General features: G+C 62.1%; 23 protein-coding genes. 22 read left to right on the top strand and 1 reads right to left on the bottom strand.

The genetic code is table 11. The features are described 5' to 3' along the window. Positions 1–50: 50 nt before the first annotated feature. The 22 genes from efp to HM1_RS02255 all read left to right on the top strand — a co-directional run bounded on the left by efp (position 51) and on the right by HM1_RS02255 (position 18,773). A complete protein-coding gene (gene efp / locus HM1_RS02355; RefSeq protein ID WP_012281662.1) occupies positions 51–608 on the top strand; it encodes an elongation factor P in 558 nt (185 codons plus the stop codon). Between the two features lie 83 nt (positions 609–691). Then, on the top strand, positions 692–1,156 hold the full coding sequence (locus HM1_RS02350; protein WP_012281661.1) for a CD1247 N-terminal domain-containing protein: 465 nt from the start codon (positions 692–694) through the stop codon (positions 1,154–1,156). Between the two features lie 180 nt (positions 1,157–1,336). Continuing rightward, positions 1,337–2,080, top strand: a complete 744-nt coding sequence (locus HM1_RS16335) for a stage III sporulation protein AA (protein ID WP_012281660.1) — start codon at positions 1,337–1,339, stop codon at positions 2,078–2,080. Continuing rightward, complete coding sequence (locus HM1_RS16330; protein WP_250635864.1) at positions 1,989–2,477, top strand: stage iii sporulation protein aa; 489 nt, start codon at positions 1,989–1,991, stop codon at positions 2,475–2,477. Before HM1_RS16335 ends, HM1_RS16330 begins: the two co-directional genes overlap by 92 nt. Next, positions 2,450–2,968, top strand: coding sequence for a stage III sporulation protein AB (locus tag HM1_RS14345; protein WP_012281658.1), 519 nt, complete (start codon positions 2,450–2,452; stop codon positions 2,966–2,968). Before HM1_RS16330 ends, HM1_RS14345 begins: the two co-directional genes overlap by 28 nt. A 16-nt stretch (positions 2,969–2,984) precedes the next feature. Continuing rightward, positions 2,985–3,182, top strand: coding sequence for a stage III sporulation protein AC (gene spoIIIAC, locus HM1_RS02335; RefSeq protein ID WP_012281657.1), 198 nt, complete (start codon positions 2,985–2,987; stop codon positions 3,180–3,182). Between the two features lie 63 nt (positions 3,183–3,245). Then, entirely contained in the window at positions 3,246–3,647 is a 402-nt protein-coding gene (gene spoIIIAD, locus HM1_RS02330) for a stage III sporulation protein AD (RefSeq protein WP_012281656.1), read from the top strand. Positions 3,648–3,736: 89 nt separating this feature from the next. Next, the gene (spoIIIAE, locus tag HM1_RS02325) at positions 3,737–4,960 is read left to right on the top strand and encodes a stage III sporulation protein AE (RefSeq protein WP_207643771.1); all 1,224 of its coding nucleotides are present in this window, start codon (positions 3,737–3,739) and stop codon (positions 4,958–4,960) included. A 49-nt stretch (positions 4,961–5,009) separates the two neighbouring features. Then, positions 5,010–5,627, top strand: coding sequence for a stage III sporulation protein AF (locus tag HM1_RS02320; protein ID WP_041313130.1), 618 nt, complete (start codon positions 5,010–5,012; stop codon positions 5,625–5,627). Positions 5,628–5,681: 54 nt separating this feature from the next. Then, entirely contained in the window at positions 5,682–6,281 is a 600-nt protein-coding gene (locus tag HM1_RS02315) for a stage III sporulation protein AG (protein ID WP_012281653.1), read from the top strand. Continuing rightward, a complete protein-coding gene (locus HM1_RS14340; RefSeq protein ID WP_012281652.1) occupies positions 6,278–7,081 on the top strand; it encodes a SpoIIIAH-like family protein in 804 nt (267 codons plus the stop codon). Before HM1_RS02315 ends, HM1_RS14340 begins: the two co-directional genes overlap by 4 nt. A gap of 289 nt (positions 7,082–7,370) precedes the next feature. Further along, positions 7,371–9,302 carry an acetyl-CoA carboxylase biotin carboxyl carrier protein gene (accB, locus tag HM1_RS02305; RefSeq protein ID WP_012281651.1) on the top strand — a complete coding sequence of 644 codons (1,932 nt, stop codon included), beginning with the start codon at positions 7,371–7,373 and terminating at the stop codon, positions 9,300–9,302. A gap of 12 nt (positions 9,303–9,314) precedes the next feature. Further along, positions 9,315–10,679 (top strand): acetyl-CoA carboxylase biotin carboxylase subunit, encoded by a 1,365-nt coding sequence (gene accC / locus HM1_RS02300; protein ID WP_012281650.1) that lies wholly within the window; start codon positions 9,315–9,317, stop codon positions 10,677–10,679. Between the two features lie 196 nt (positions 10,680–10,875). Further along, positions 10,876–11,262 (top strand): Asp23/Gls24 family envelope stress response protein, encoded by a 387-nt coding sequence (locus HM1_RS02295; RefSeq protein ID WP_041313127.1) that lies wholly within the window; start codon positions 10,876–10,878, stop codon positions 11,260–11,262. 80 nt (positions 11,263–11,342) lie between these two features. Then, positions 11,343–11,888, top strand: coding sequence for an alkaline shock response membrane anchor protein AmaP (amaP, locus tag HM1_RS02290; protein ID WP_012281648.1), 546 nt, complete (start codon positions 11,343–11,345; stop codon positions 11,886–11,888). A gap of 33 nt (positions 11,889–11,921) precedes the next feature. Beyond that, entirely contained in the window at positions 11,922–12,542 is a 621-nt protein-coding gene (nusB, locus tag HM1_RS14870; protein ID WP_012281647.1) for a transcription antitermination factor NusB, read from the top strand. Between the two features lie 3 nt (positions 12,543–12,545). Next, on the top strand, positions 12,546–13,703 hold the full coding sequence (locus HM1_RS02280) for a tRNA (adenosine(37)-N6)-threonylcarbamoyltransferase complex transferase subunit TsaD (RefSeq protein WP_012281646.1): 1,158 nt from the start codon (positions 12,546–12,548) through the stop codon (positions 13,701–13,703). A gap of 236 nt (positions 13,704–13,939) precedes the next feature. Next, entirely contained in the window at positions 13,940–14,794 is an 855-nt protein-coding gene (locus HM1_RS02275; protein WP_012281644.1) for a sulfide/dihydroorotate dehydrogenase-like FAD/NAD-binding protein, read from the top strand. Further along, positions 14,785–16,194: an NADPH-dependent glutamate synthase gene (gltA, locus tag HM1_RS02270; RefSeq protein ID WP_012281643.1), complete on the top strand. Its 1,410-nt coding sequence runs from the start codon at positions 14,785–14,787 to the stop codon at positions 16,192–16,194. Before HM1_RS02275 ends, gltA begins: the two co-directional genes overlap by 10 nt. Before the next feature lie 91 nt (positions 16,195–16,285). Beyond that, positions 16,286–17,653 (top strand): exodeoxyribonuclease VII large subunit, encoded by a 1,368-nt coding sequence (gene xseA / locus HM1_RS02265; protein WP_012281642.1) that lies wholly within the window; start codon positions 16,286–16,288, stop codon positions 17,651–17,653. After that, entirely contained in the window at positions 17,629–17,880 is a 252-nt protein-coding gene (xseB, locus tag HM1_RS02260) for an exodeoxyribonuclease VII small subunit (RefSeq protein ID WP_012281641.1), read from the top strand. Before xseA ends, xseB begins: the two co-directional genes overlap by 25 nt. Positions 17,881–17,882: 2 nt before the next feature. After that, positions 17,883–18,773, top strand: coding sequence for a polyprenyl synthetase family protein (locus HM1_RS02255; protein WP_012281640.1), 891 nt, complete (start codon positions 17,883–17,885; stop codon positions 18,771–18,773). Between the two features lie 265 nt (positions 18,774–19,038). On the opposite strand, the gene HM1_RS02250 is transcribed toward HM1_RS02255, so the two are convergent. Further along, positions 19,039–20,886 (bottom strand): trypsin-like peptidase domain-containing protein, encoded by a 1,848-nt coding sequence (locus tag HM1_RS02250; RefSeq protein WP_041313124.1) that lies wholly within the window; start codon positions 20,884–20,886, stop codon positions 19,039–19,041. Between the last annotated feature and the right edge of the window lie 165 nt (positions 20,887–21,051).

Below are 21,051 nucleotides of genomic sequence, written 5' to 3'. Positions count from 1 at the left end.
TCCATCAACCTGACTGGGCATCTCACAAGGGGAAGGAGCATTTTTCGTCCATGATCTCATCGAACGATTTTCGGACGGGTTCGACGATTGAACTGGATGGCGACGCTTATGTCGTCATCGAATTCCAGCACGTCAAGCCCGGCAAAGGCGCCGCCTTCGTGCGGACGAAGCTGAAAAACATCAAGACCGGTTCCGTGGTGGAGCGCACCTTCCGGGCCGGTGAAAAAGTGCCCAAGGCCCGCCTGGAGCGCCGCCAGATGCAGTACCTCTACAGTGACGGCGACGATTACACCTTTATGGATGTGGAGAACTTTGAACAGATCACGCTGCAGCGCGACCAGATCGAAGAGCAGCTCCGTTTCCTGAAGGAGAACATGAACGTTCACGTCCTCACCTGGAACGGCAACCTGATGGGCGTCGAACTGCCCAACACGGTGGAACTGAAAGTGGTCGCCACTGAACCGGGCATCCGCGGCGATACCGCCACCGGCGGCAGCAAGCCGGCCACCTTGGAGACCGGCGCCATCGTCCAAGTCCCCTTCTTCATCAACGAAGGCGAGATGCTGATCATCGACACCCGGACCGGCGCCTACGTTTCCCGCGCTTAAGTCGTCATTGCCTAAGAAGAATCCCTCCCGGAGATACTACGGATAGCCGATGGCAATCCATAGAAACCGGGAGGGATTTTGTTTTGCAGAAGCTACGCCAGCGCATCTCCTACCTGCAAGGACTGGCTGAGGGTATGAACGTGGGGACCAGTTCCCGGGAAGGGCGCCTGCTCACGGAAATGCTGCAGGTCCTCGGCGACATGGCCGACTCGATTGACACGGTGAAAGCAGAGCAGGAACGCCTTGACGAGATCGTCGAGAGCATGGATGACGACCTCTTCCAGTTGGAACAGGACATTTATGAAGACGACGATGAAGATGACGATGATATCGTCGAGATCGCCTGTCCATCGTGCCAGGAAAACGTCTCTTTTGATGCTAAGCTGCTCGACGACGATGACTACCTGGAGGTCACCTGCCCCTCCTGTCGGCAAGGGGTCTTCATCCGGGAAGGCGACGAAGACGGGGAGGAACAGATCGTGATGGGTGAGGAAGCGGAACGCGACGGTGACTGCGGCGATGCCGCCTGTCATCGCCATACCCACTGAGGGCAATGCTTGATCCTGGGACGAATGTTCCGGGGGAAGCCTGTCATAGGCGCCGATTATCGATGATTATCGATGATTATCTTAGAAGAGAAGGTCTCGCCCGTCACGGCGCAGGGCTTCTCTTTTTGCATAATCCTGGCAGGAGGGCATATGTTTTTGTAGGGGAAGGGGGGACAAGGATTGCGGTGGCTTTTTTCCGGTGGCGCCGATGGCCTGACGGTGCTCGATGACGGCGCCGCCGATAAGCGGGCAGATGCTCTGAAGGAAAACCGAGACAGTGTCCGTGGAGTCAAGGAATGCTCGTCAAGGGACAAAGCCTCTGCGCAACAGGCCGCCGAAAAAGAAGAGGCTGATGGACACTGGACGGGGCGGCTCTTGCCTTACCTGGCCCCTACGCTCCGTTCTCTCCTGACGGATGTGCTGGCAGCCCGACCGGGGCTGCGCCATGAGATAACGGAGATTCGCCTCCGTGCCGGTCGACCGCTCGCCCTCTGCGGCAGGTTAGATGACCTACTGTTGCGCGCCGTGACTGAGGAAGAAATCATGCAAACGATGCACCTGATCGCCCATTGTTCGGTCTATGCGCTGGAACAGGAGTTCCGGCAAGGATTTCTGACGCTGCCCGGAGGACACCGGGTGGGGCTGGCCGGCCGAGTGGTCCTCGACGGGGGGCGGGTGAAGACGATCCATCCTGTTTCTTCCTTAAATATCCGCATCGCCCGCCAGTTTCTCGGCGTCGCCGACCCTCTGCTGCCCCAACTCCTTGCTGTTGATGAGGGGATTTTTTTTTTCCACCCTGATCGTCTCCCCTCCCGGTGGGGGGAAGACGACACTGCTGCGGGATATCATCCGGCAGATCAGCACAGGGCGACCGGAGTGCGGACTGGCGGGCAAGACGGTAGGGTTGGTGGACGAGCGTTCTGAGATCGCCGCCTGTTATCGGGGTGTCCCGCAAAACGACGTAGGCCCCCGCACCGATGTGCTCGACGGCTGCCCAAAAGCGGAAGGCTTGTTGCGTCTGCTTCGTTCGATGGGTCCCCAGGTGCTGGCCACAGATGAGATCGGCCGCGAGGAGGATGTGCTCGCTATCGAGGAGGCGGTCCACAGCGGTGTCACCCTGTTGGCCACTGCCCATGGACGGAACCGGGAAGAGCTGCTGACGAGGCCGGGTCTGGAGCGGATGTTGAAGCGGAAAGTGTTTCAGCGGCTGGTCGTTCTCAGCCGCCGGGAGGGGCCGGGTACGGTGGAAGGCATCTTCGACGCCGGTGGAAACCGCCTGAAGGAGGGAAGGGTATGGGGAAGCTGGTCGGCGCAGCGCTGATCGTCGGCGCTTTTTCGGCTGGGGGGTTCATGACGGCGAGGGATCTCCGCCGGCGCAGGCAGATCCTGGCGTCGCTGCAATCGGCGCTGGCGATGTTGGCGACAGAGGTCGCCTTCCGAGCGACCCACCTGCCGGAAGCGCTTGTTCAGGTGAGCCGGACCGCCGGTCCGCCCGTCAATGCCCTCTTTGCCGAAGCGGGCAATCGGTTGCGCCGGGCGGAGGGACAGGCGGCGTCAGCGATCTGGTTGCAGTCGGTCGGCGACTGGCTGCCCCGGACGCCGTTGCATCCTTCTGACGGGGAAGAACTGGCGCGCCTCGCCCTCGGTCTCGGCGCAGCGCCGCGGGAGGATCAATTGCACCGCATCGAAGAGGTGAAAAACCGGCTGGCTTATCTGGAGCAGGAGGCGCGGGAGAGGGAAACCAGGATGGCTAAAGTCTGGTCTTATGGGGGCGTCCTGCTCGGGGCTGCCGTTGTCCTGACCATTTGGTGAGGGGGAGGACAAGGGAATGAACATGTTGCAGATCTTTCAGATCGCCGGCATCGGCATCGTCGTGGCGATTTTTTATTCCATACTGAAAGAAGCGAAACGGGAAGAACTGGCGCAACTGTTGGCCATCAGCGGTGTGGCGCTGGTGACGCTCATGGTCCTTCGCCTGATCAGCGACCTTTTCGATCAGGTCCGGTCAGTCTTTTCCCTCTATTGATCAGGAGCGTTCTGAGCGCCGCCGCAGCTTCGATGGACTGAAAGCCGGGAGAGGAGGTGTGCCGTGGAGATTCTTCAGGTTGTCGGGGTGGGCATCATCGCGACCATCTTTCTGGTCATCGTGCGCAAGCAGCGGCCCGAACTGGCTGTCCAACTGAGCATTGCCGCCGGTGTGATCCTGTTTTTGTTTGTGTTGAGCAAGATTTCCGCCGTCATGCAGGTCCTCGAGGACCTGGCCAACAAGGCGCAGATCAACCGCTACTATCTGACGACGCTGTTGAAGATTGTCGGCATCGCCTATATCGCCGAGTTTGGCGCGCAGATCTGCCGCGATGCCGGCGAATCGACGATCGCCACGAAAGTGGAGATGGCCGCCAAGATCGTCGTGATGGTCTTGGCGCTGCCGATCCTGCTGGCCTTGATGGACTCCCTGATGAGTCTGCTGCCGCGGGGTGGCCCCTCATGAGGCGGCGGGAATGGTTTGCCGGTCGGTTTGGACGAGCAGGTCTTTTTGCAAACGCTGAAGCTGCCGTGAAGGCCGGGATTGTCTCGCCAATGTGGCGCCATATGCTCTGTCTGTTCCTGGTGCTTCTTCTGTCAGTCAGTCAGCTTTCACTGGCGGTTCCTCCCGCAGCCGCCGCACCGGGCGCCTCGGTCACCCCCTCCCAGGGGTCTTCCGGCGATCCCTCCGGAGGGGGCAGCCCCGCCCCGGCGCCGACGGTGGATCTCTCCGAATTCCAACGGGTCCTCGAGGAACTGGAGCGGGACAAGGGGAAGTACCTGCCCTCTCTGAATCCGCGCACGATCATGGAGGACATCCGCAACGGCAGGGTGAGCCTCTCGATCGGAGAAGTCTTCCGGGGCGTCATGGGCTACCTCTTTCAGGAGGTGCTGGCCAACACGGCGCTGTTGGGGGAACTGATCATCCTGGCGGTCGTCGTCGCCGTCCTTAACCACTTTCAGTCATCCTTTGAATCGGGGGCTGTCTCCAAGACGGCCTTCGCCGTCGGCTACATGGTGCTGATCACCATCGCTATCCATAGCTTTTATGCGGCCGTTCAGACCGGCCGAGGGGCGATCGACGACATGGTTCGGTTCATGCAGGCCATCCTGCCGGTCCTGCTCACCCTGCTGACGGCCATGGGCGGCTTCGCCTCAGGGGCGCTCTTCCATCCCGTCATCTTCGGCGCCATCACCCTGATCAGCACCCTGATCAAGGACTGGATCTTTCCCCTCATCCTTTTCTCGGCTGTGCTGGGGATCCTCAATCATGTCTCCTCCCAGTTCAAGGTGAAAAACCTGCAAAACCTGATCAAAGACGGCTACAAGCTGGCCATGGGGCTGTTTATCACCGTCTTTTTGGGGGTGATCAGCATCTACGGCGCTGTCGGCGCTGTCGCTGACGGCTTGACACTGCGGACGGCCAAGTACGCCACCGACGCCCTGTTGCCGGTCGTGGGCGGCCTTGTGGCCGACAGCTTCGAGCTCATCGTCAACTCGTCGTTGCTGCTCAAAAACGGCATCGGGCTCATCGGCCTGGTCATCATCGCCATCCTCTGCGTCCTGCCGTCCTTGAAGATTTTGGCGCTCGTGCTGATCTATCGGTTGGCCGGCGCGCTGCTCCAGCCCATCGGCGACAGCCCGGTGGCCGACAGCCTGGAGACGATCGGCGGCAGCCTGACCTTGGTCTTCGGCGCCGTCGCTGCCGTGGGGCTCATGTTTTTTCTGGCGCTTACCATCGTCGTCGGGGCCGGCAATCTGACCGTCATGTTGCGGTAAGGAGGGGAGCCGCCTGGATATCCTTCGTCAGATCATCGAACAGGTGGTATTGATCATCCTTGTGGGCACCCTGCTGGACATGCTCCTGCCCAACGGAAGGTTGCAGTCTCTGGTCCGGCTGGTGGCGGGGCTGTTTATCATGGTGGCTGTCCTCAATCCGATCATGAGCTGGCTCAACCGGAACGACTGGGCCGCCACGCTGGGCGGAGACATGCCCGCCCGCGAGGTCGCCGGTTACGATGAGATCCGCCGCAAGGGAGAGGCCTTGCGGGAAGAGGGGCTCCATCAGGCTCGCGAAGAGGCAAAAAACCGTTTGCAGCGTCAGGTGGAGGCCCTCGTCGGGCTGAAGCCGGGCGTAAAAGCGGCGGCAGCACAGGTGGAACTGGGCAAAAGGGAGGAGAACCCTTCGGCCATCGGGCAGATCACCGTCACCTTGCGACCGGACGAACCGGCGAAAGGGTCGAAGGAGGCGACAGAAGCGGTTGCACCGGTGATGGTCGACGACCGGGATCTGCAAAAGGGCGCCGGCGACCTTGCGAACGATCCCAAGGCCGCCCCCGCGCAGAAGGGCGAAATCGATAGAGAGGCGACTGCCCAATCGATCGTCCAGACCTTGTCCGGCTTCTACGGGATCCCGCCGGAGCGGATCCGGGTTTTCTGGGAATAAGGAAAGACCCGACATGAGAACGCAAAAATCGGCGAAGATGGGGGAGGGTGAAAGATGAACTGGCTCAAGCAGCCGAAAGATAAACTGTTGGCTGTACTGGCTGCCGTGATCTTCCTAGGTGTCGCCTTGATGACGGCCGAGGAGCGACGACAAGGTTCCGGGATCTGGCCGGGACAAGAGGCGGCGCCCACGTCGGCAACAGCGGCGGCGGAAAGCGCGAAGACGGGCCGGGGTTCGGAGTTGGCGGCCCAAGAGCGCCTGCTGAGCGAACGCGTAGCCAGCGCTGTTTCCAAGATCGAGGGGGTCGGCGCCACCGAGGTGGTCGTCAGCCTCGCCCAGGGCACCCAGTCGGAATACGCCACCAACAGCAACGCCAACAACAAGAAGATCGAAGAAAAGGACAAGTCCGGCGGCACGCGGGTGACCTCGGACAACACGGACAGCCGCACCGTCGTGGTGGTGAAGGAAAGCACTGCCGCCAAAGAGCAGCCGGTCGTCGTGCGGGAACTGCGCTACCAGGTGGCCGGCGTCCTCGTCGTCGCCGAGGGGGCGAGAGACGCTAACGTGCGCCAGAATATCAGCCGCGCCGTCTGCACGCTCCTCGATATCCCGGCCCATAAGGTCAGCGTCTTTCCACGGGAGGAAAAACGATGAAGATCCGGATCATCCGAAAACCATCCTGGATGCCCGGCCTGCCCCAGTGGCCGAACCGCAAGGTCCTCGCCCTGCTGGCGGGCCTCCTCGTCACAGCTGCCGGATTCTTCGGCGTCTATTCCGTGAGCGATCTCGTCTTTTCGGTGGCGTTGCGAGAGAGCGACCGGATCTTCGGGGAACCTGCGCCATCCGGTTCGACGGTCTCTTCTGCGCCGCCGTCTCCTTCCGCCGCAAAGACGCCCCCTGCTGCGGCAGTCCCTCTCGGAAAAAGGACTGGCCCCAATCCCTCTGCGACTGCTGCCTCCGACGCAGCCTCCGCCTCCAACGCAGCCTCCACCTCCGACGCAGCCTCCGCCTCCGACGCAGCCTCCGCCTCCAACGCAGTCTCCACCTCTGACTTCAGCCAGAGGGCTGGCCCGGCGCTGCCCAACCCCGGCCATTTCCAAAACAAAGGGCAGGACTTCTTCTCCGAGTATCGGATGGAGCGGGAGCGCGTCCGCAGCCAGCAGATCGAGATCCTTCAGGAGATCGTCCGCAACGACCAGTCCTCCGGCGAGACGCGCAAGGAGGCCCAGAGGAAACTGCTTGAGATCAGCGAGCAGATCAAAAAGGAGATGGAGACGGAACGGCTGCTCATCGCCAACAGCTACCGCGACGCCGTCGTCCTGATCCAGAATAACACCGTATCGGTGATCGTCGCCGCCAGGGAGTTGACGCAAGCCGAGAAGGGCAAAATCGCCGAACTGGTGGCTCGTTCGACAGGTGTCAAGACGAACGTCGTATCGGTGATGAACCGCTAGCCGGAGGCCGCAAAAGAGCCGGGAGACCTTTTTGCAGCAATCCTGTTCGCGCGCCTTTTCGACAGAAGTGTTTATATGATGGGGAAAAGCGGTTATTCTGTATACAAAGAGAATCACGCCTTGCGTCTGAATCGTCCGAACTCTATAATGTATGGTAAGTGTCTAGCACTGTCGCTAGCGTATAACTCAGGAGTTGTCACTCCAACAACGGCCTGAGTTTCTATTTTGTCAGAAGGCGGCGGAACCAGGAACGGGACGTCGTGCCGCTCGGAGAGACGGAGGGAATCGAGTGCAACATGAACGCAGAGTAAAGATCACCGAGACGACACTGCGGGACGGCCACCAGAGCCTGTGGGCCACCCGTATGCGCCTGGAAGACATGCTTCCCATCGTCGAAAAGATGGACAAGGTGGGTTACCACTCCGTAGAGGTATGGGGCGGTGCCACTTTCGATGTCTGCATGCGTTACCTGAACGAAGATCCCTGGGAACGGCTGCGCATCCTGAAAAAATATTTTCGCCGCACCCCCTTGCAGATGCTCCTGCGGGGCCAGTCCCTTGTCGGCTACACCCATTATCCTGATGACGTCGTCGAGGCTTTTGTTCATAAAGCCGTCGAAAACGGCATCGACATCATCCGTATCTTTGACGCCCTCAACGATATCCGCAACATGGAAGCGCCCATGCGCCACGCCAAAAAAGCCGGCGCCCATGTGCAGGCGGCCATCGTCTATACGATCAGCCCTGTTCACACGATGGAGCACTACGTCGAGACGGCCCTTCAACTGGCCGAGATGGGCGCCGACTCCCTCTGCATCAAGGATATGGCCGGCCTGCTCCTGCCCTTTAAATCGCGGGAACTGGTCACCTTGATCAAGGAGAAGGTCAACCTGCCCCTGCAACTGCACACCCACTACATCGGCGGCATGGCCGTCGGCGCCCTCTTAAAAGGCGTCGAAGCCGGCGCCGACATCATCGATTGCGCCTCTTTGCCGCTGGCCTTCGGTCCCTCCCAGCCGCCCGTCGAGACGCTGGTGCGGGCTTTCAGCGACACCCCCTATGACCCGGGCCTCGACATCCACCGGATTTTTGAGATCACCCAGTACTTCGAGGATCTGCGCAAGCGCCTCGGCTACAAACGGGGGATCACGGGCCTTAACGACATGCTCGTCTTCGACCACCAGGTACCCGGCGGCATGATCACCAACCTGATCACCCAGTTAGAAGAGCAGAAGGCGCGCCACCGTCTGAACGATGTCTTACATGAGATGCCCAAGGTGCGGGCCGACTTCGGCTACCCGCCCCTTGTCACCCCCACCAGCCAGATCGTCGGCACCCAGGCTGTCTTGAACGTCCTCACAGGCGAGCGCTACAAACTGGTCCCCGGCGAAGTGAAGGGCTATGTGAAAGGCCTTTACGGCAAACCGCCTGCGCCGATCCGTCAGGATATCGTGACCAAGATCCTCAAAGATGACAAACAGATCGACTGCCGTCCCGCCGACCTGCTGGAGCCGGCCATGGACCGCGCTCGCCGCGAACTAGGTCCCCTGGCCAAGAGCGAGGAGGATGTCCTGTCCTACGCCCTGTTCCCGCAAGTGGCCTTAAAATTCTTCGAATATCGGAAAAACCCGCAAGCCCACGTGGTCGCCCCGGTCGTTCAGAACCAGGAAGGCCCACCCGCCCCTCAGCCTGGGGCGAGCCAGTCCGCTCCCGTCAGAGGGAACACGCAGAAGGAGGATGCAAAGGTGAACGTCCAGGAAATCAAAGAACTCATCCAGGTTCTGAACGGTACGGACATTGCTGAACTGCAGGTGGAGAGCGATGGCGTCAAACTCTCGATCCGCAAGGGATCGGCCATCCATGCTCCCGCCGCCGCTGCCCCTGTCATGGTCGCCGCCCCTGCGTCCGCCGCGCCCGCGCCTGCTGCGGAAGCCGCCGCGCCTGCGCCCCAACCGGCCGCCGACCTGTCCAAAAACCCGAACGTCGTCGCCATCACCTCGCCCATGGTGGGCACCTTCTACCGCGCCCCGGCTCCCGACGCCCGCCCTTATGTGGAAAAGGGCAGCAAGGTGGACAAGGGCACGACGGTCTGCATCATTGAGGCCATGAAGCTGATGAACGAGATCGAAGCCGAGATCAAGGGAACCATCGTCGACATCCTCGTGGAAAACGGCGCGCCTGTCGAATACGGCCAAACCCTTTTCCTCGTTGAAAAAGCCTAAGGGGGCGCCTGAATGGGACACCATCACAGCCTCTTTAACAAGATCCTGATCGCCAACCGCGGTGAGATCGCCGTCCGCATCATCCGCGCCTGCAAGGAGATGGGTATCGGGACTGTCGCCGTCTACTCCGAGGCCGACAAGGACGCCCTCCATGTGAAACTGGCCGACGAAGCCTACTGTGTCGGACCGGCGCCCTCAAACCGCAGCTATCTGAACATCCCTAACATCATCAGCGCCGCCACCGTTTCCGGCGCGGAAGCGATCCACCCAGGCTTCGGCTTTCTCTCGGAAAACGCCTACTTTGCCGAGATCTGCGAAACCTGCAAGATCAAGTTCATCGGGCCCGGCTCCAAGGCCATCGAGTCCATGGGCTCCAAGGCCGTAGCGCGGGAGACGATGATCAAGGCGGGTGTCCGCGTCGTCCCCGGTTCCGAGTCCATCGTCACCTCTGAGGAAGAGGCCGAAAAGATCGCCGAGGAGATCGGCTACCCGGTCATGATCAAGGCCTCGGCCGGCGGCGGCGGTCGTGGCATGCGCATCGCCCATTCGGAAAAAGACCTCTTCAACGCCCTTCAGACGGCTCAGGCCGAGGCGGAAGCCGCCTTCGGCAACAAAGCCGTCTACATCGAAAAATTCATCGAAGAGCCGCGCCACATCGAGTTTCAGATCATGGCCGACCAGTTTGGCAACACGGTCTACCTGGGCGAGCGCGACTGCTCCATCCAGCGGCGCAATCAGAAGCTGCTGGAAGAAGCCCCGTCGCCGGCTCTCTCGCCGGAACTGCGCAAGGAGATGGGCGAACAGGCCGTGCTGGCCGCCAAGTCCGTCAACTACGTCAACGCCGGTACCGTCGAGTTCTTGCTGGATAAGCACGGTCATTATTATTTCATCGAGATGAACACCCGCATCCAGGTCGAGCACCCGGTGACGGAGATGATCACCGGCATCGACCTGATCAAAGAGCAGATCCGCATCGCCGCCGGCGAGCCCCTGGGCTACACCCAAGATGACATCGTCATCAAGGGCCACGCCATCGAATGTCGGATCAACGCCGAAGACCCGGCCCGCAACTTCATGCCGAGCCCCGGCAAGATCACCGCCTACCACCCTCCCGGCGGCCTGGGCGTCCGCCTCGACAGCGCCGCCTACGCCGGTTACACCATCCCGCCCACCTACGACTCCATGATCGGCAAGCTGATCGTCTGGGGCCGCGACCGCAACGAGGCCATCGCCCGCATGCAGCGCGCCCTCGACGAGTTCGTCATCGAAGGCGTCAAGACCACCATCCCCTTCCAGCAAAAAGTGCTGGGCAACGCCTTCTTCCAGAAGGGCGAAGTCTACACGAACTTCATCCAGGCGAGGATGACGGGGGAGTAGAGCGACATAAGCTGCGCTGACAGGGACAACAAGAGAAGAACAGCAAAGGACCCGGTCCGTTTTCTGAGGCCGGGTTCCTTTTTGCTTAAAGCGATGAAAGGACGCACTATGACTGGTATACCCTCCCTCTCTTTGGTACAATACTACATGATGGACACTCTCCATCGGAAATCCTCACCAGGGGGTGCCCGTACACATGGATTCTATTACAACCAAGCAGGATATCGGCCACGTCCGTATCGCCCAAGAGGTCGTTGCGACCATCGCTGGCTTGGCGGCGACCGAAGTGGAAGGCGTCGCCGCGATGAGCGGCGGTTTGGGCGGCGGCATCGCTGAGATGCTCGGCCGCAAGAACCTGACCCGCGGCGTCAAGGTCGAGGTCGGCGAACGGGAAGCGGCCATTGACATGAACATCATCGTCAATTTCGGCAGCCGCATCCCCGAGGTGGCTAAGCGCGTCCAGGAAAATGTGAAGCGCTCCATCGAAAGCATGACCGGGTTGACCGTCGTCGAGGTCAACGTCCATATTCAAGGGGTGAACTTCCCCACGCCGGAAACAAAAGAGGATGACCGGGTGAGATGATCGAGGCCCCCCTGAGACCGTCAGGGGGGTTTTTGCCCGTCCGACCGGTTGCCGGGCGAACGAGCGGGGAGGGGTCAGACATGGAAGGGCTGAGCCGTCTGCTGGCTTTTTTAGTGGCGCTGCCGCCGGCGGCGCTTGCCATCATGATCGTGGTGGCTGCTTTTTCGGGCGGCGGCGGCGCCGGTGTTGTCGAACGGTACTTGACCGCCTGGCGGCAAGGGGGAGTGCGCGCGGCCTGGGCCGTCGGGGCGATCTTCTATCTGCTCCTGGTCGGGTGGTTTTTGTTCCGGGCCTGGTCTCGGCCGATGAAGGGCATGACGCTATTGGCGCGCACGCCTCACGGGAAGGTGCAGATCTCCCGGTTGGCTGTCGAGGGGCTGATCCGCGGCGCCGTGGCCGGTTTTGTCGGCATCCGGGGCCTCAGGGTGCGCATCCGCACCGTCTCTGACGGCATCGCCATCGGGCTGCATGTGGCCTCTGATCTGAAGGTAGGGCTGCCTGCCCTCGGCGAAAAGATCCAGCAGGCGACGCGCCATGTGCTCGAATCGGCGACCGGCATGGAGCCGAAGGAGATCCAGATCACCTTTGAGCCGGTTGAAGTAGAGAGAAAAAGCCCTTTGCGGTAAGAATAATCATAAATACGGGGAGGGGCGAGACATTTGAGCAGGCGACAAGGGCGGGAGACTGCCTTGCAGACGTTGTTTATGGCTGATGTGGGCCGGATGGAACCGGCCTATGCCTTGCAGTACGCCAGTGAAGAATTCGGGATCAGCGAGGCGGCCGCCGCCTTTGCCCGGGAACTGGTCGAAGGCGCGGTGGCGAACCGAGAGACGATCGACGGGAACATCCGCCGCCTGGCCAAGGAGTGGAACCTGGAGCGGATGCCCCATGTGGACCGCAACCTGCTGCGCGTGGCCATCTTTGAGATGCTTTTTCGGGAGGACATCCCTTTGAACGCCGCCATCAACGAGGCCATCGAGTTGGCCAAGATCTACGCCAACGAGGAATCGGCCAAGTTTGTGAACGGCATCCTTGGCCAACTGGCCCGGGAGCTCCGCGAGGCGCGCGGCGAGAAGACTTCGGCGCAGGAAGGGGCGCCTGCCGCAGTGACGAACCGGGTGACGACCCCGGCGCCAGAGTCAACCCCAGTGCCGGACCCAGACGCAACCCCAGCGACAACCCCGGTGACTACCACGGTGATTTCGGAAACAGCGGCGAATCGGGAGACGCGTTCCATGGCCGAAGAGGAAACGCAGCCGCCCGGTGTCAACGAGGTGTAGCCGATGGGGGCGGATATCATTCGCGGGGTCTTGGGCATCGACACGAGTTGCTATACGACCTCTGTCGCCTTTGCCAGCCTCGATGGCAGGCTGCTGGCCCAGAAACGGCAATTGTTGCCTGTGAAGCCGGGAGAAAGGGGTCTCCGCCAGGGAGACGCCTTTTTTTTGCATGGCCGCCAACTGCCGCATGTCATGGAGGCGTTGTTTGCTGACTTGCGCTGCTCTGGGGAGGCGAAAGCCGGTAGAGAAGGTCTCCGCGTCGAGGCTGTCGCCGCCTCCACCCGGCCCAGGCCGGAGGAAGGCGCTTATCTGCCTGTCTTTTTGGCCGGCGAGGCGGTCGGGCGGTCGGTGGCGGCGGCGCAGGGCGTCCCCTTTTTCGCGACGACCCACCAGGAGGGGCACATCATGGCGGGGATCGCCTCCTTGGAAGACCGTGAACAGGCGGAGGCGCTGCTGAAAAAGGGCTTTCTCTCGGTCCACCTCTCCGGCGGGACGACGGAACTGTTGCGGGTGCGCTTCGACGGGGCCAGCGCCGTTTTTTCCATAGAAAAGTTGGGCGCCACAACAGACCTGCACGCCGGGCAACTGGTTGACCGCGTCGGCGTGGCCTTAGGGCTGCCCTTCCCGGCGGGACCGCACCTGGAGGCGCTGGCCGCTCAGTGTGACGGCGGCAGGTGCGCTGCCGAAGGAGCGGCGGAAGGTTCCACCGAAGCGATCGAGGCGATCCCCTTTCCTGCCTCGGTGAAAGGCTACAATGTCAGTTTTTCCGGCGCGGAGGCCCAAGCGCTGCGGCTCATCGAAAAGTGGCGTAAGGCAAATGAAGCCGCCTCGCCTGCGGCCATTGCCACACTTCCGGGCGATCCGGCGCATCCAGGCATCCCTGCACTGCCGGCCATCGCCCGCGGCATCGAAGGCTGTCTCGCCTCGACGCTGGAGAAGATCCTGCGCCGGGCCATCGCAGAGACCGGTTGCCGCGACGTGCTCATCGTCGGCGGCGTGGCGGCCAACGGCTTTCTGCGGCGGCGCCTGCGGGAGCGCTTGGAACACCGCGCCGTCGGCGGTCGCCTCGCCTTTGCCACAACGGCTCTGTCGGGCGACAACGCTGCCGGCGTCGCGCTGTTAGGTGCCAAGTTTCTCTCCGCTTCCATGGCTTGCCGTTGACCGCAGCGGTTGCACGGTGTACACTGGATATTGTGTCATAAGTGTGCGGACAGGCTGGCGGCAGCATAAGCGCCGGGCTTTGTCCGTATTTTTTAAAACATGCCCTCCCCCGGTTTGCAGGAGATAGGCAGGGGTTCGCGAATCATGAAAAGCGAGCCAAGGGTCGCCGTTCGGCCTTTGTAAGGCGTTTTCCTTTGCGAAGTGCGGCAGTATGGCATAGAGGAGGCAGCAGGCGAATGTACCCGATTGTGCGGAAAGAGATCCTTTCCGCCAGTGTCAAGCTTTTCGATCTGAAAGCTCCGCTGGTGGCGGCCAAAGCGAAGGCCGGACAGTTTTTTATTCTTCGCGCCGATGAAAAAGGCGAGCGCATCCCGCTGACCATCGCCGATTTTGACCGGGAGCAGGGGACGATCACGGCCATCTTTCAGGAGATCGGCGCGGGCACCCGCCTGCTCGGCCGGTTGGAAGCAGGGGACGCCGTCCTCGATGTGGTCGGTCCCCTCGGCGTGCCTTCCGAGATTGAGCGCTTTGACGGCCCTGTCGCGGTCGTCGGCGGCGGCGTCGGCATCGCCCCCATCTACCCCATCGCCCGCGCCCTGAAGGAGGCTGGCAACCGCGTCATCGCCATCATCGGCGCCCGCAACAAGGAACTGCTCTTCTGGGAAGAAAAGATGGCCGCCGTCAGCGACGCCTTGATCGTCTGCACCGACGACGGATCTTATGGGCGCAAGGGCTTTGTCACCGACGCCTTGAAAGACCTCTATGAAGCGAACAAGGATCTGCAGCGCGTCTGGGCCATCGGCCCCATGCCGATGATGCGCGCCATCGCCAACACGACCCGCCCCATGGGTGTGCCCACCATCGTCAGCATGAACCCGCTGATGCTGGACGGCACGGGCATGTGCGGCGCTTGTCGCGTCCTCGTCGGCGGCGAGACCAAGTTCGCCTGTGTCGACGGCCCCGAGTTTGACGGCCACCTGGTCGATTTCGACCTGGCCCTCAAGCGGCTTGCCATCTATCGCGACGAGGAGAAGCGCGCCCTGGCGGCGCTGGAGCATCACCGTGAAGGGGGGCGCTGCGGATGTCATTAAAGGAGACGATCCGGCAACCGATGCCCTGCCAGGACCCTCAGGTTCGCCGCACCAACTTTGACGAAGTCGCCCTCGGCTACTCTGAAGAGCAGGCCGTCAAGGAAGCGGCTCGCTGTATCCAGTGCAAAAAGCCCAGGTGCCGAGAAGGCTGCCCCGTTGAGGTGTTAATACCCGATTTCATTAAAGCCGTCGCCGCGCGCGATTTCGCCGGCGCGGCGGTGAAGCTGAAAGAGAAAAACGCGCTGCCTGCCATCTGCGGCCGCGTCTGTCCCCAGGAGAGCCAGTGCGAAGAAAAGTGCATCCTGGGCATCAAGTCGGAACCGGTCGCCATCGGGCGGCTGGAGCGCTTTGTGGCCGACTGGGAGATGGCCCAGGGCGCTAGCGCAACCGAACCCGCCCCGGCCAAAGGCGCAAAAGTCGCTGTCATCGGCGCCGGCCCGGCCGGTCTCACCTGCGCCGCCGAGCTGGCTAAACTCGGCTACGCCGTGACCGTCTTCGAGGCCTTGCACACCGCCGGCGGCGTGCTCATGTACGGCATTCCCGAGTTTCGCCTGCCCAAGGCGATTGTCGATAAAGAGATCGCCAACCTGCGCCAACTGGGCGTCGATTTGCAGTTCAACGTCGTCATCGGGTCGTCTGTGACGGTGGAGGAGCTGATGAACGAACGGGGCTATGCCGCCGTCTTCCTCGGCACCGGCGCAGGCCTGCCCAACTTCATGGGCATCCCCGGCGAAAACCTCTGCGGCGTCTTTTCGGCCAATGAGTTTTTGACGCGGACGAACCTGATGAAGGGCTTCCGCTTCCCTGAATACGGCACGCCTGTCAAACTGGGCCGCAAGGTGGCCGTCTTGGGCGCCGGCAACGTAGCCATGGACGCCGCCCGCACCGCCGTGCGCCTCGGCGCGGAAGAGGTCACCATCGTCTACCGCCGCTCCGACAAGGAGATGCCGGCTCGGGCCGAGGAGATCGAACACGCCCGGGAAGAGGGCGTTCAGTTTCAGCTCCTCACCAACCCTGTCGAGATCATCGGCGATGAGAACGGCTGGGTGAAGGCGATGAAGTGCCTCCGCTATGAACTGGGCGAACCTGACGCCTCAGGCCGCCGCAAGCCTGTGGCGATCGCTAACTCCGAGTTCGTCATGGACACCGATACGGTCATCATCGCCATCGGCACGGGGCCAAACCCCCTGGCCACCAAGTCTACGGCCGGCCTGGAATTGAACCGTCGCGGCAACATCGTCGCCGACGAGGCGGGCCGCACCTCCATCCCCGGCGTCTTTGCCGGCGGGGATATCGTCACCGGCGCCGCCACGGTCATCTTGGCCATGGGCGCCGGCAAGAAGGCGGCCCAGGCCATCGACGCCTACATCACGACGAAGGCGGCTGAGGCGGCGAATTAGATTCGGCTGCCTCTTTTGCCAAACCGTCTTGATGAATCGATTCCGGCGCAGCCCGGACGCCGGCGCAGCGCCTTGAGCCGAGGGGGCCGCCATGGACAAGATCTGGTCTGTGACCCAGTTGAATACCTACATTCAGGGGCTCCTCGAAGCGGCGCCCCGCTTGACCGATCTGTGGGTGCAAGGGGAGATCTCCAACTTCAAGCACCACACCTCCGGCCACATGTACTTCACCTTAAAAGACCGGGAGAGCGTCGTCAAAGCCGTCATGTTTCGCGGCAAAAACCGCTGCCTTTCCTTCCGCCCCGAAAACGGCCTGAAGGTGATCCTGCGCGGGCAGGTGTCGGTCTACCCGCGCGACGGCATCTATCAGATCTATGCCGAAGAGATGGAGCCGGCCGGTCTGGGCGGCATCTTTCTCGCCCTGGAGCAGGTGAAACAGCGGCTCGCAGCAGACGGCCTCTTCGCTGCTGAACGCAAACGTCCCCTGCCGCTGTTGCCCCGCAAGGTGGGCATCGTGACGGCGCCGACCGGGGCGGCCATCCGGGACCTTTTTTCTGTGCTCCAGCGCCGCTTTCCGACCATGAACATCGCCTTCGCTCCAGCCGTCGTGCAAGGGGAAGAGGCCGTGCCGAGCTTGATCCGGGCCTTGCAACGGATCGTCCGCGTTCCCGGCGTCGATGTGGTGATCATCGGTCGCGGCGGTGGCTCGCGAGAGGATCTGTGGGCCTTCAATGACGAAGCCCTCTGCCGCGCCATCGCCGCCTGTCCTGTGCCCGTCGTGTCGGCGGTAGGCCATGAATCGGACGTGTCCCTTACCGATCTGGTGGCCGATATGCGAGCCGCCACACCGTCGGCGGCGGCGGAACTGGTCGTTCCGCTCTACAGCGCCCTGCACGGTCGCGTCGATGACTTGGCATTGCAACTGCAGCGGGCTATGACGGTGCGTTTGGCGCGGGAACGGCGGGCGCTGTCGGCCCTGGCCGGACGGCCGTCGCTCGACAACCCGCTATTGCGGCTCCGTGCTCCGCGCCAGCGCGTCGACCAGTTCGAGGAGCGGCTGCGCCGGGCTGTGTCGCTCAGTCGGGCGGCCCAACTGCGGCGACGGCTCAAGGAGCTGGAGGGGCGCCTCCTCTCGGCGTCGTCGCCACAGCGCCTCTGCCCGAGGCGAGAGCGGATAGAAGACTTGAAACACCGGCTGATCGCTCTTTCAGAAAAAGGGCTCCATGGCCGGCGGCGGGAACTGGCCATGCAGGCGGGGCTGCTCGACGCCCTCAGCCCCTTGGCCGTCTTAGACCGTGGCTTTGCCCTTTGCCTGGACTCGGCCGGCCAGGTCCTTCGCGACAGCGCCGCCGTGGCGGAAGGGGAACGGGTCGATATCGTATTGCAGCGCGGCGAACTGACCTGCCGCGTGGAAGAGAGAAGGGAGAATAGGCGGTGGCAAAGGGAAAAGCAAACCTGAATCTGACTTACGAAGCGGCCATCGGTCGCCTCGAAGAGGTGGTGCGGTCGCTGGAGACGGGCGAAGCCTCTTTGGATGAATCGTTAAAGCTCTTTCAGGAGGGCATCGGCCTGGTCCGTCACTGCCATTCCCAATTGGACGCCTACGAGGCCAAGGTGCAACGGCTGATCGAGACCCCCGACGGCGCGGCTGTCGTCGAAGAGCGACGAACTGAGGAGGGGGAATAGCGGTGGACCTGAAGGCGGAACTGAAGCAACTGAACATGAAAATCGATGCCGCCCTGTCCCGCTATATGCCGGCGGAGGATGTGGCGCCGCCGGTCATTCACAAGGCCATGCGGTACAGCCTCTTTGCCGGCGGCAAGCGCCTGCGCCCGGTGCTGGTCTTGGCCGGCTGCCGCGCCGTCGGCGGCGATGAAGAATCGGTGATGGCCGCTGCCTGCGCACTGGAGATGATTCACACCTATTCACTGATCCATGACGACCTGCCGGCCATGGACGATGACGACCTGCGTCGGGGCATGCCGACGAACCATGTGGTCTTCGGCGAAGCCACCGCCATCTTGGCCGGTGACGGCCTGCTGACACGCGCCTTTGGTGTCCTCGCCGAAGAGGGGCTCCGTTGTGGCCGATCGCCTGCCCTCGTCCTCCAGGTGATCGCCGAACTGGCCGATGCCGCCGGCAGCATGGGCATGATCGGCGGCCAGGTCATGGACATGGAATCGGAAAACAAGCAGATCGATGTCGCCACCATGGCGTACATACACGCCCACAAGACGGGTGCCCTCATCCGAGCCTCCTTGCGCATCGGGGCGCTCCTCGGCGGCGGCTCTGTTGAACAGGTCGAGGCCCTTTCCCGCTACGGCGACCACCTCGGTCTCGCCTTCCAGATCACCGACGACCTGCTCGACATCCAGGGCGATCCGGAGAAGATCGGCAAACCTGTCGGCAGCGATGTGAAAAACAACAAAGCCACCTATCCGGCGCTCTTGGGTCTTGAGAAGGCGCGGCAGGAGGCGGAGCGGGTCGTTCAGGCGGCCTTGGACAGCCTCGCTGGCTTCGATGAGAAGGCGGAGCTGTTAAGAGAACTGGCGCAGTATCTGTTGGTGCGGGAAAATTAGTTGGACGAGACGTACCGCAGAGAAAGTGTTCCTGATGTTTCTTACATGGCTTTCGGGCATTATTAAACCGGCTCTCGCCCCATCCCTGACAAGGGTGGGGGAGGCCGGTTCTTTCATAACGAGACGGAGCCGATTCTTTAGGAAGAGAGGTTTCTGAAGAAAAAGCCCCGACCCTTGCTCACCCCCCGGAAAGGAAGGCGAGGGCCGGTTTTTTCGTTTACGGCGAAGCTGCTTTGAGAGACATCTAAGAACGGAGAGAGGGCCTTTACTCGAAACGCAACACGAAGGCGTTCCGCTGCCCCAGGTATACCTGATCGCCCTTCTGCAAGGTCCGCGTCCCCACCAGCCGCTCTCCATCGGGAGATTCAAGGAAGGTGCCGTTCGTCGATCCCTTGTCGGTGACGATGATGGCGGTCTTATCGAGCGGGTCAGGCCCGACGAAGAGGTGCTGCTTGGAGATGAAGGGGTCATCGAGCACGACCTGGCAGGTGGCAGGGTCGCGGCCGACGAGCAGCCCCTCCCGGGGGATGATCATTCGGCGACCGGTCAGCGGTCCTAAGATGAATTCGATGACCGGCCTGCTCTCTGCCTTCGCTGTCTGCCTGAGCGAGGCCGTCTGGCCGACGACCGACGGTGGCGGCGGCGCCGGCTCGGCGGCGCTTCCGTCTCCTTCGGGCCCCCTGTCGCTCCTCTTCTTCGCTCCCCAAGCGCCTATCGATCGGCTGAGCGCCGGGAAAGCGGCCGGGCCGAGCTTGCGGTAGCGAAGACCCAAATACCCGCCGCCTGCGGCGATCAGCGCCAGGGTGATGCCGCCGTAGAGGGCCATGTCGGGCCAGTAGATGTTGTCATCGCCGGCCTCCTTGCGCTGGCGCGCTTCCGCCATCAGCGCTTTCGCCGGGCCGTGATGGGGACAGAGTTTGAGCAGATCCTCCAAGATGCCTATCGTCTTCGTCATATAGCCCTGGCTGAACATGTCCAAAGCCGAGGCGTAGATGCGCGTCGCTTCCGAGGGCTCGCTGGCATTGCTCAGGCCCGACTTGCCCAGGGCCGCCAGCACCGCCTGGGTGTTGATCACCGGATAGACGCCGATGGCCCGCGCCGTCCGGCCAGCGATTCCGATGATCTCGCCTTTGTCGGTGATGACGGGTCCGCCGGCGCCGGCGGGGCCGATGGTGGACTCTATGTCGAGCAGCGGCCCGTAGTCGGCCTTCATTTTTCCCGACTTGGTCGCCGTCACGTTGCCGGAAGTGACAGTCACGTTCATCAGGTTGGTCGGCGCGAGGAGCGCCGTCGCATCAGCGTTGCCGGCGTAGCCGATGACGGTGGCTCTTTGCCCCACATCGTCTTTGTCCGCTGCCATCAGCGGCAGGGCGGGAAGGTTGTTGATGCTGATCGTGAGGACGGCCAGTTCTTGAACAGGATCGAATTCCTTGTTGGCGCTGAGGGGGATGATCGGTTCAGGTGTCTGTAGCGGCTCCTTGACCGTGACAGGCTCCGTGATCACCGGAGAGACGCCTTCCCCGAGGTTTTCGACGCCTTCGCCGGTGACGGGACGCTGGATGTGGGGAACGGGGCGGGAGGAGTAGACGGGCGTGCTGGTCGTCAGCGCTTCCGGCGGCGGTGAGCCGGTCCACTTGATATCGAAATCGACTGCCTGCCCGTCAGACAGGACGACCTGCTTGTACAATTTGACCTCTTCGATGAGCGTCGTGTTTTCAGCCACGCCAAGGCGCTCCGTCTCGGTGAGCCGGTGGCCCACCTGTTTTTGCACTTCATTGAAGAAGCGCTCCGCCAGGGCGTTGCGGATGGCCCCTTCATCCTTTTGCAGCAGTTCGATGATGCGCGACGAGGTGACCACGGCGCCGTCGGCGTTGACGATAAAGCCTGAGGCCGTGCCGCCTACCGCCACCGGCCAGGCCCGGTCGGAAAAGCGGAAGGTGGCTGTGGCGCCGGCGCGAACCTGCACCACCGCCGGTTTCGCCAGTTCGACAACAGAGACATCCGGCGGCAGCGGTTCGGCTGCCGGAGCCGCCGTCGCCAGGCCGGCCTGCCCGAGCAGCAACGCGGCGACGACAAGGCCTACCCCTTTTCTTATTTTTTTCGATAAAATCATTGACGAACCTCCTGTCTGAACGGTCAACCGTTTCGACACGAAAGCGCCGATATCCTCCACCGCCCGGCTTAAAAAAGGTTCCACAATCTTTGATGGGATGGATTTTTCGTGATATAATCAGGGTCAGATATTTTTCGAGGCATAGCGATTTTGGCTTCTGCCGAC

This window comes from Heliomicrobium modesticaldum Ice1, assembly GCF_000019165.1.
GTDB classification, from domain to species: Bacteria; Bacillota; Desulfitobacteriia; order Heliobacteriales; family Heliobacteriaceae; genus Heliomicrobium; species Heliomicrobium modesticaldum.
The sequence above is the reverse complement of the archived record's forward strand: the minus strand, read 5'-3'. Positions and strand labels throughout refer to the sequence as shown.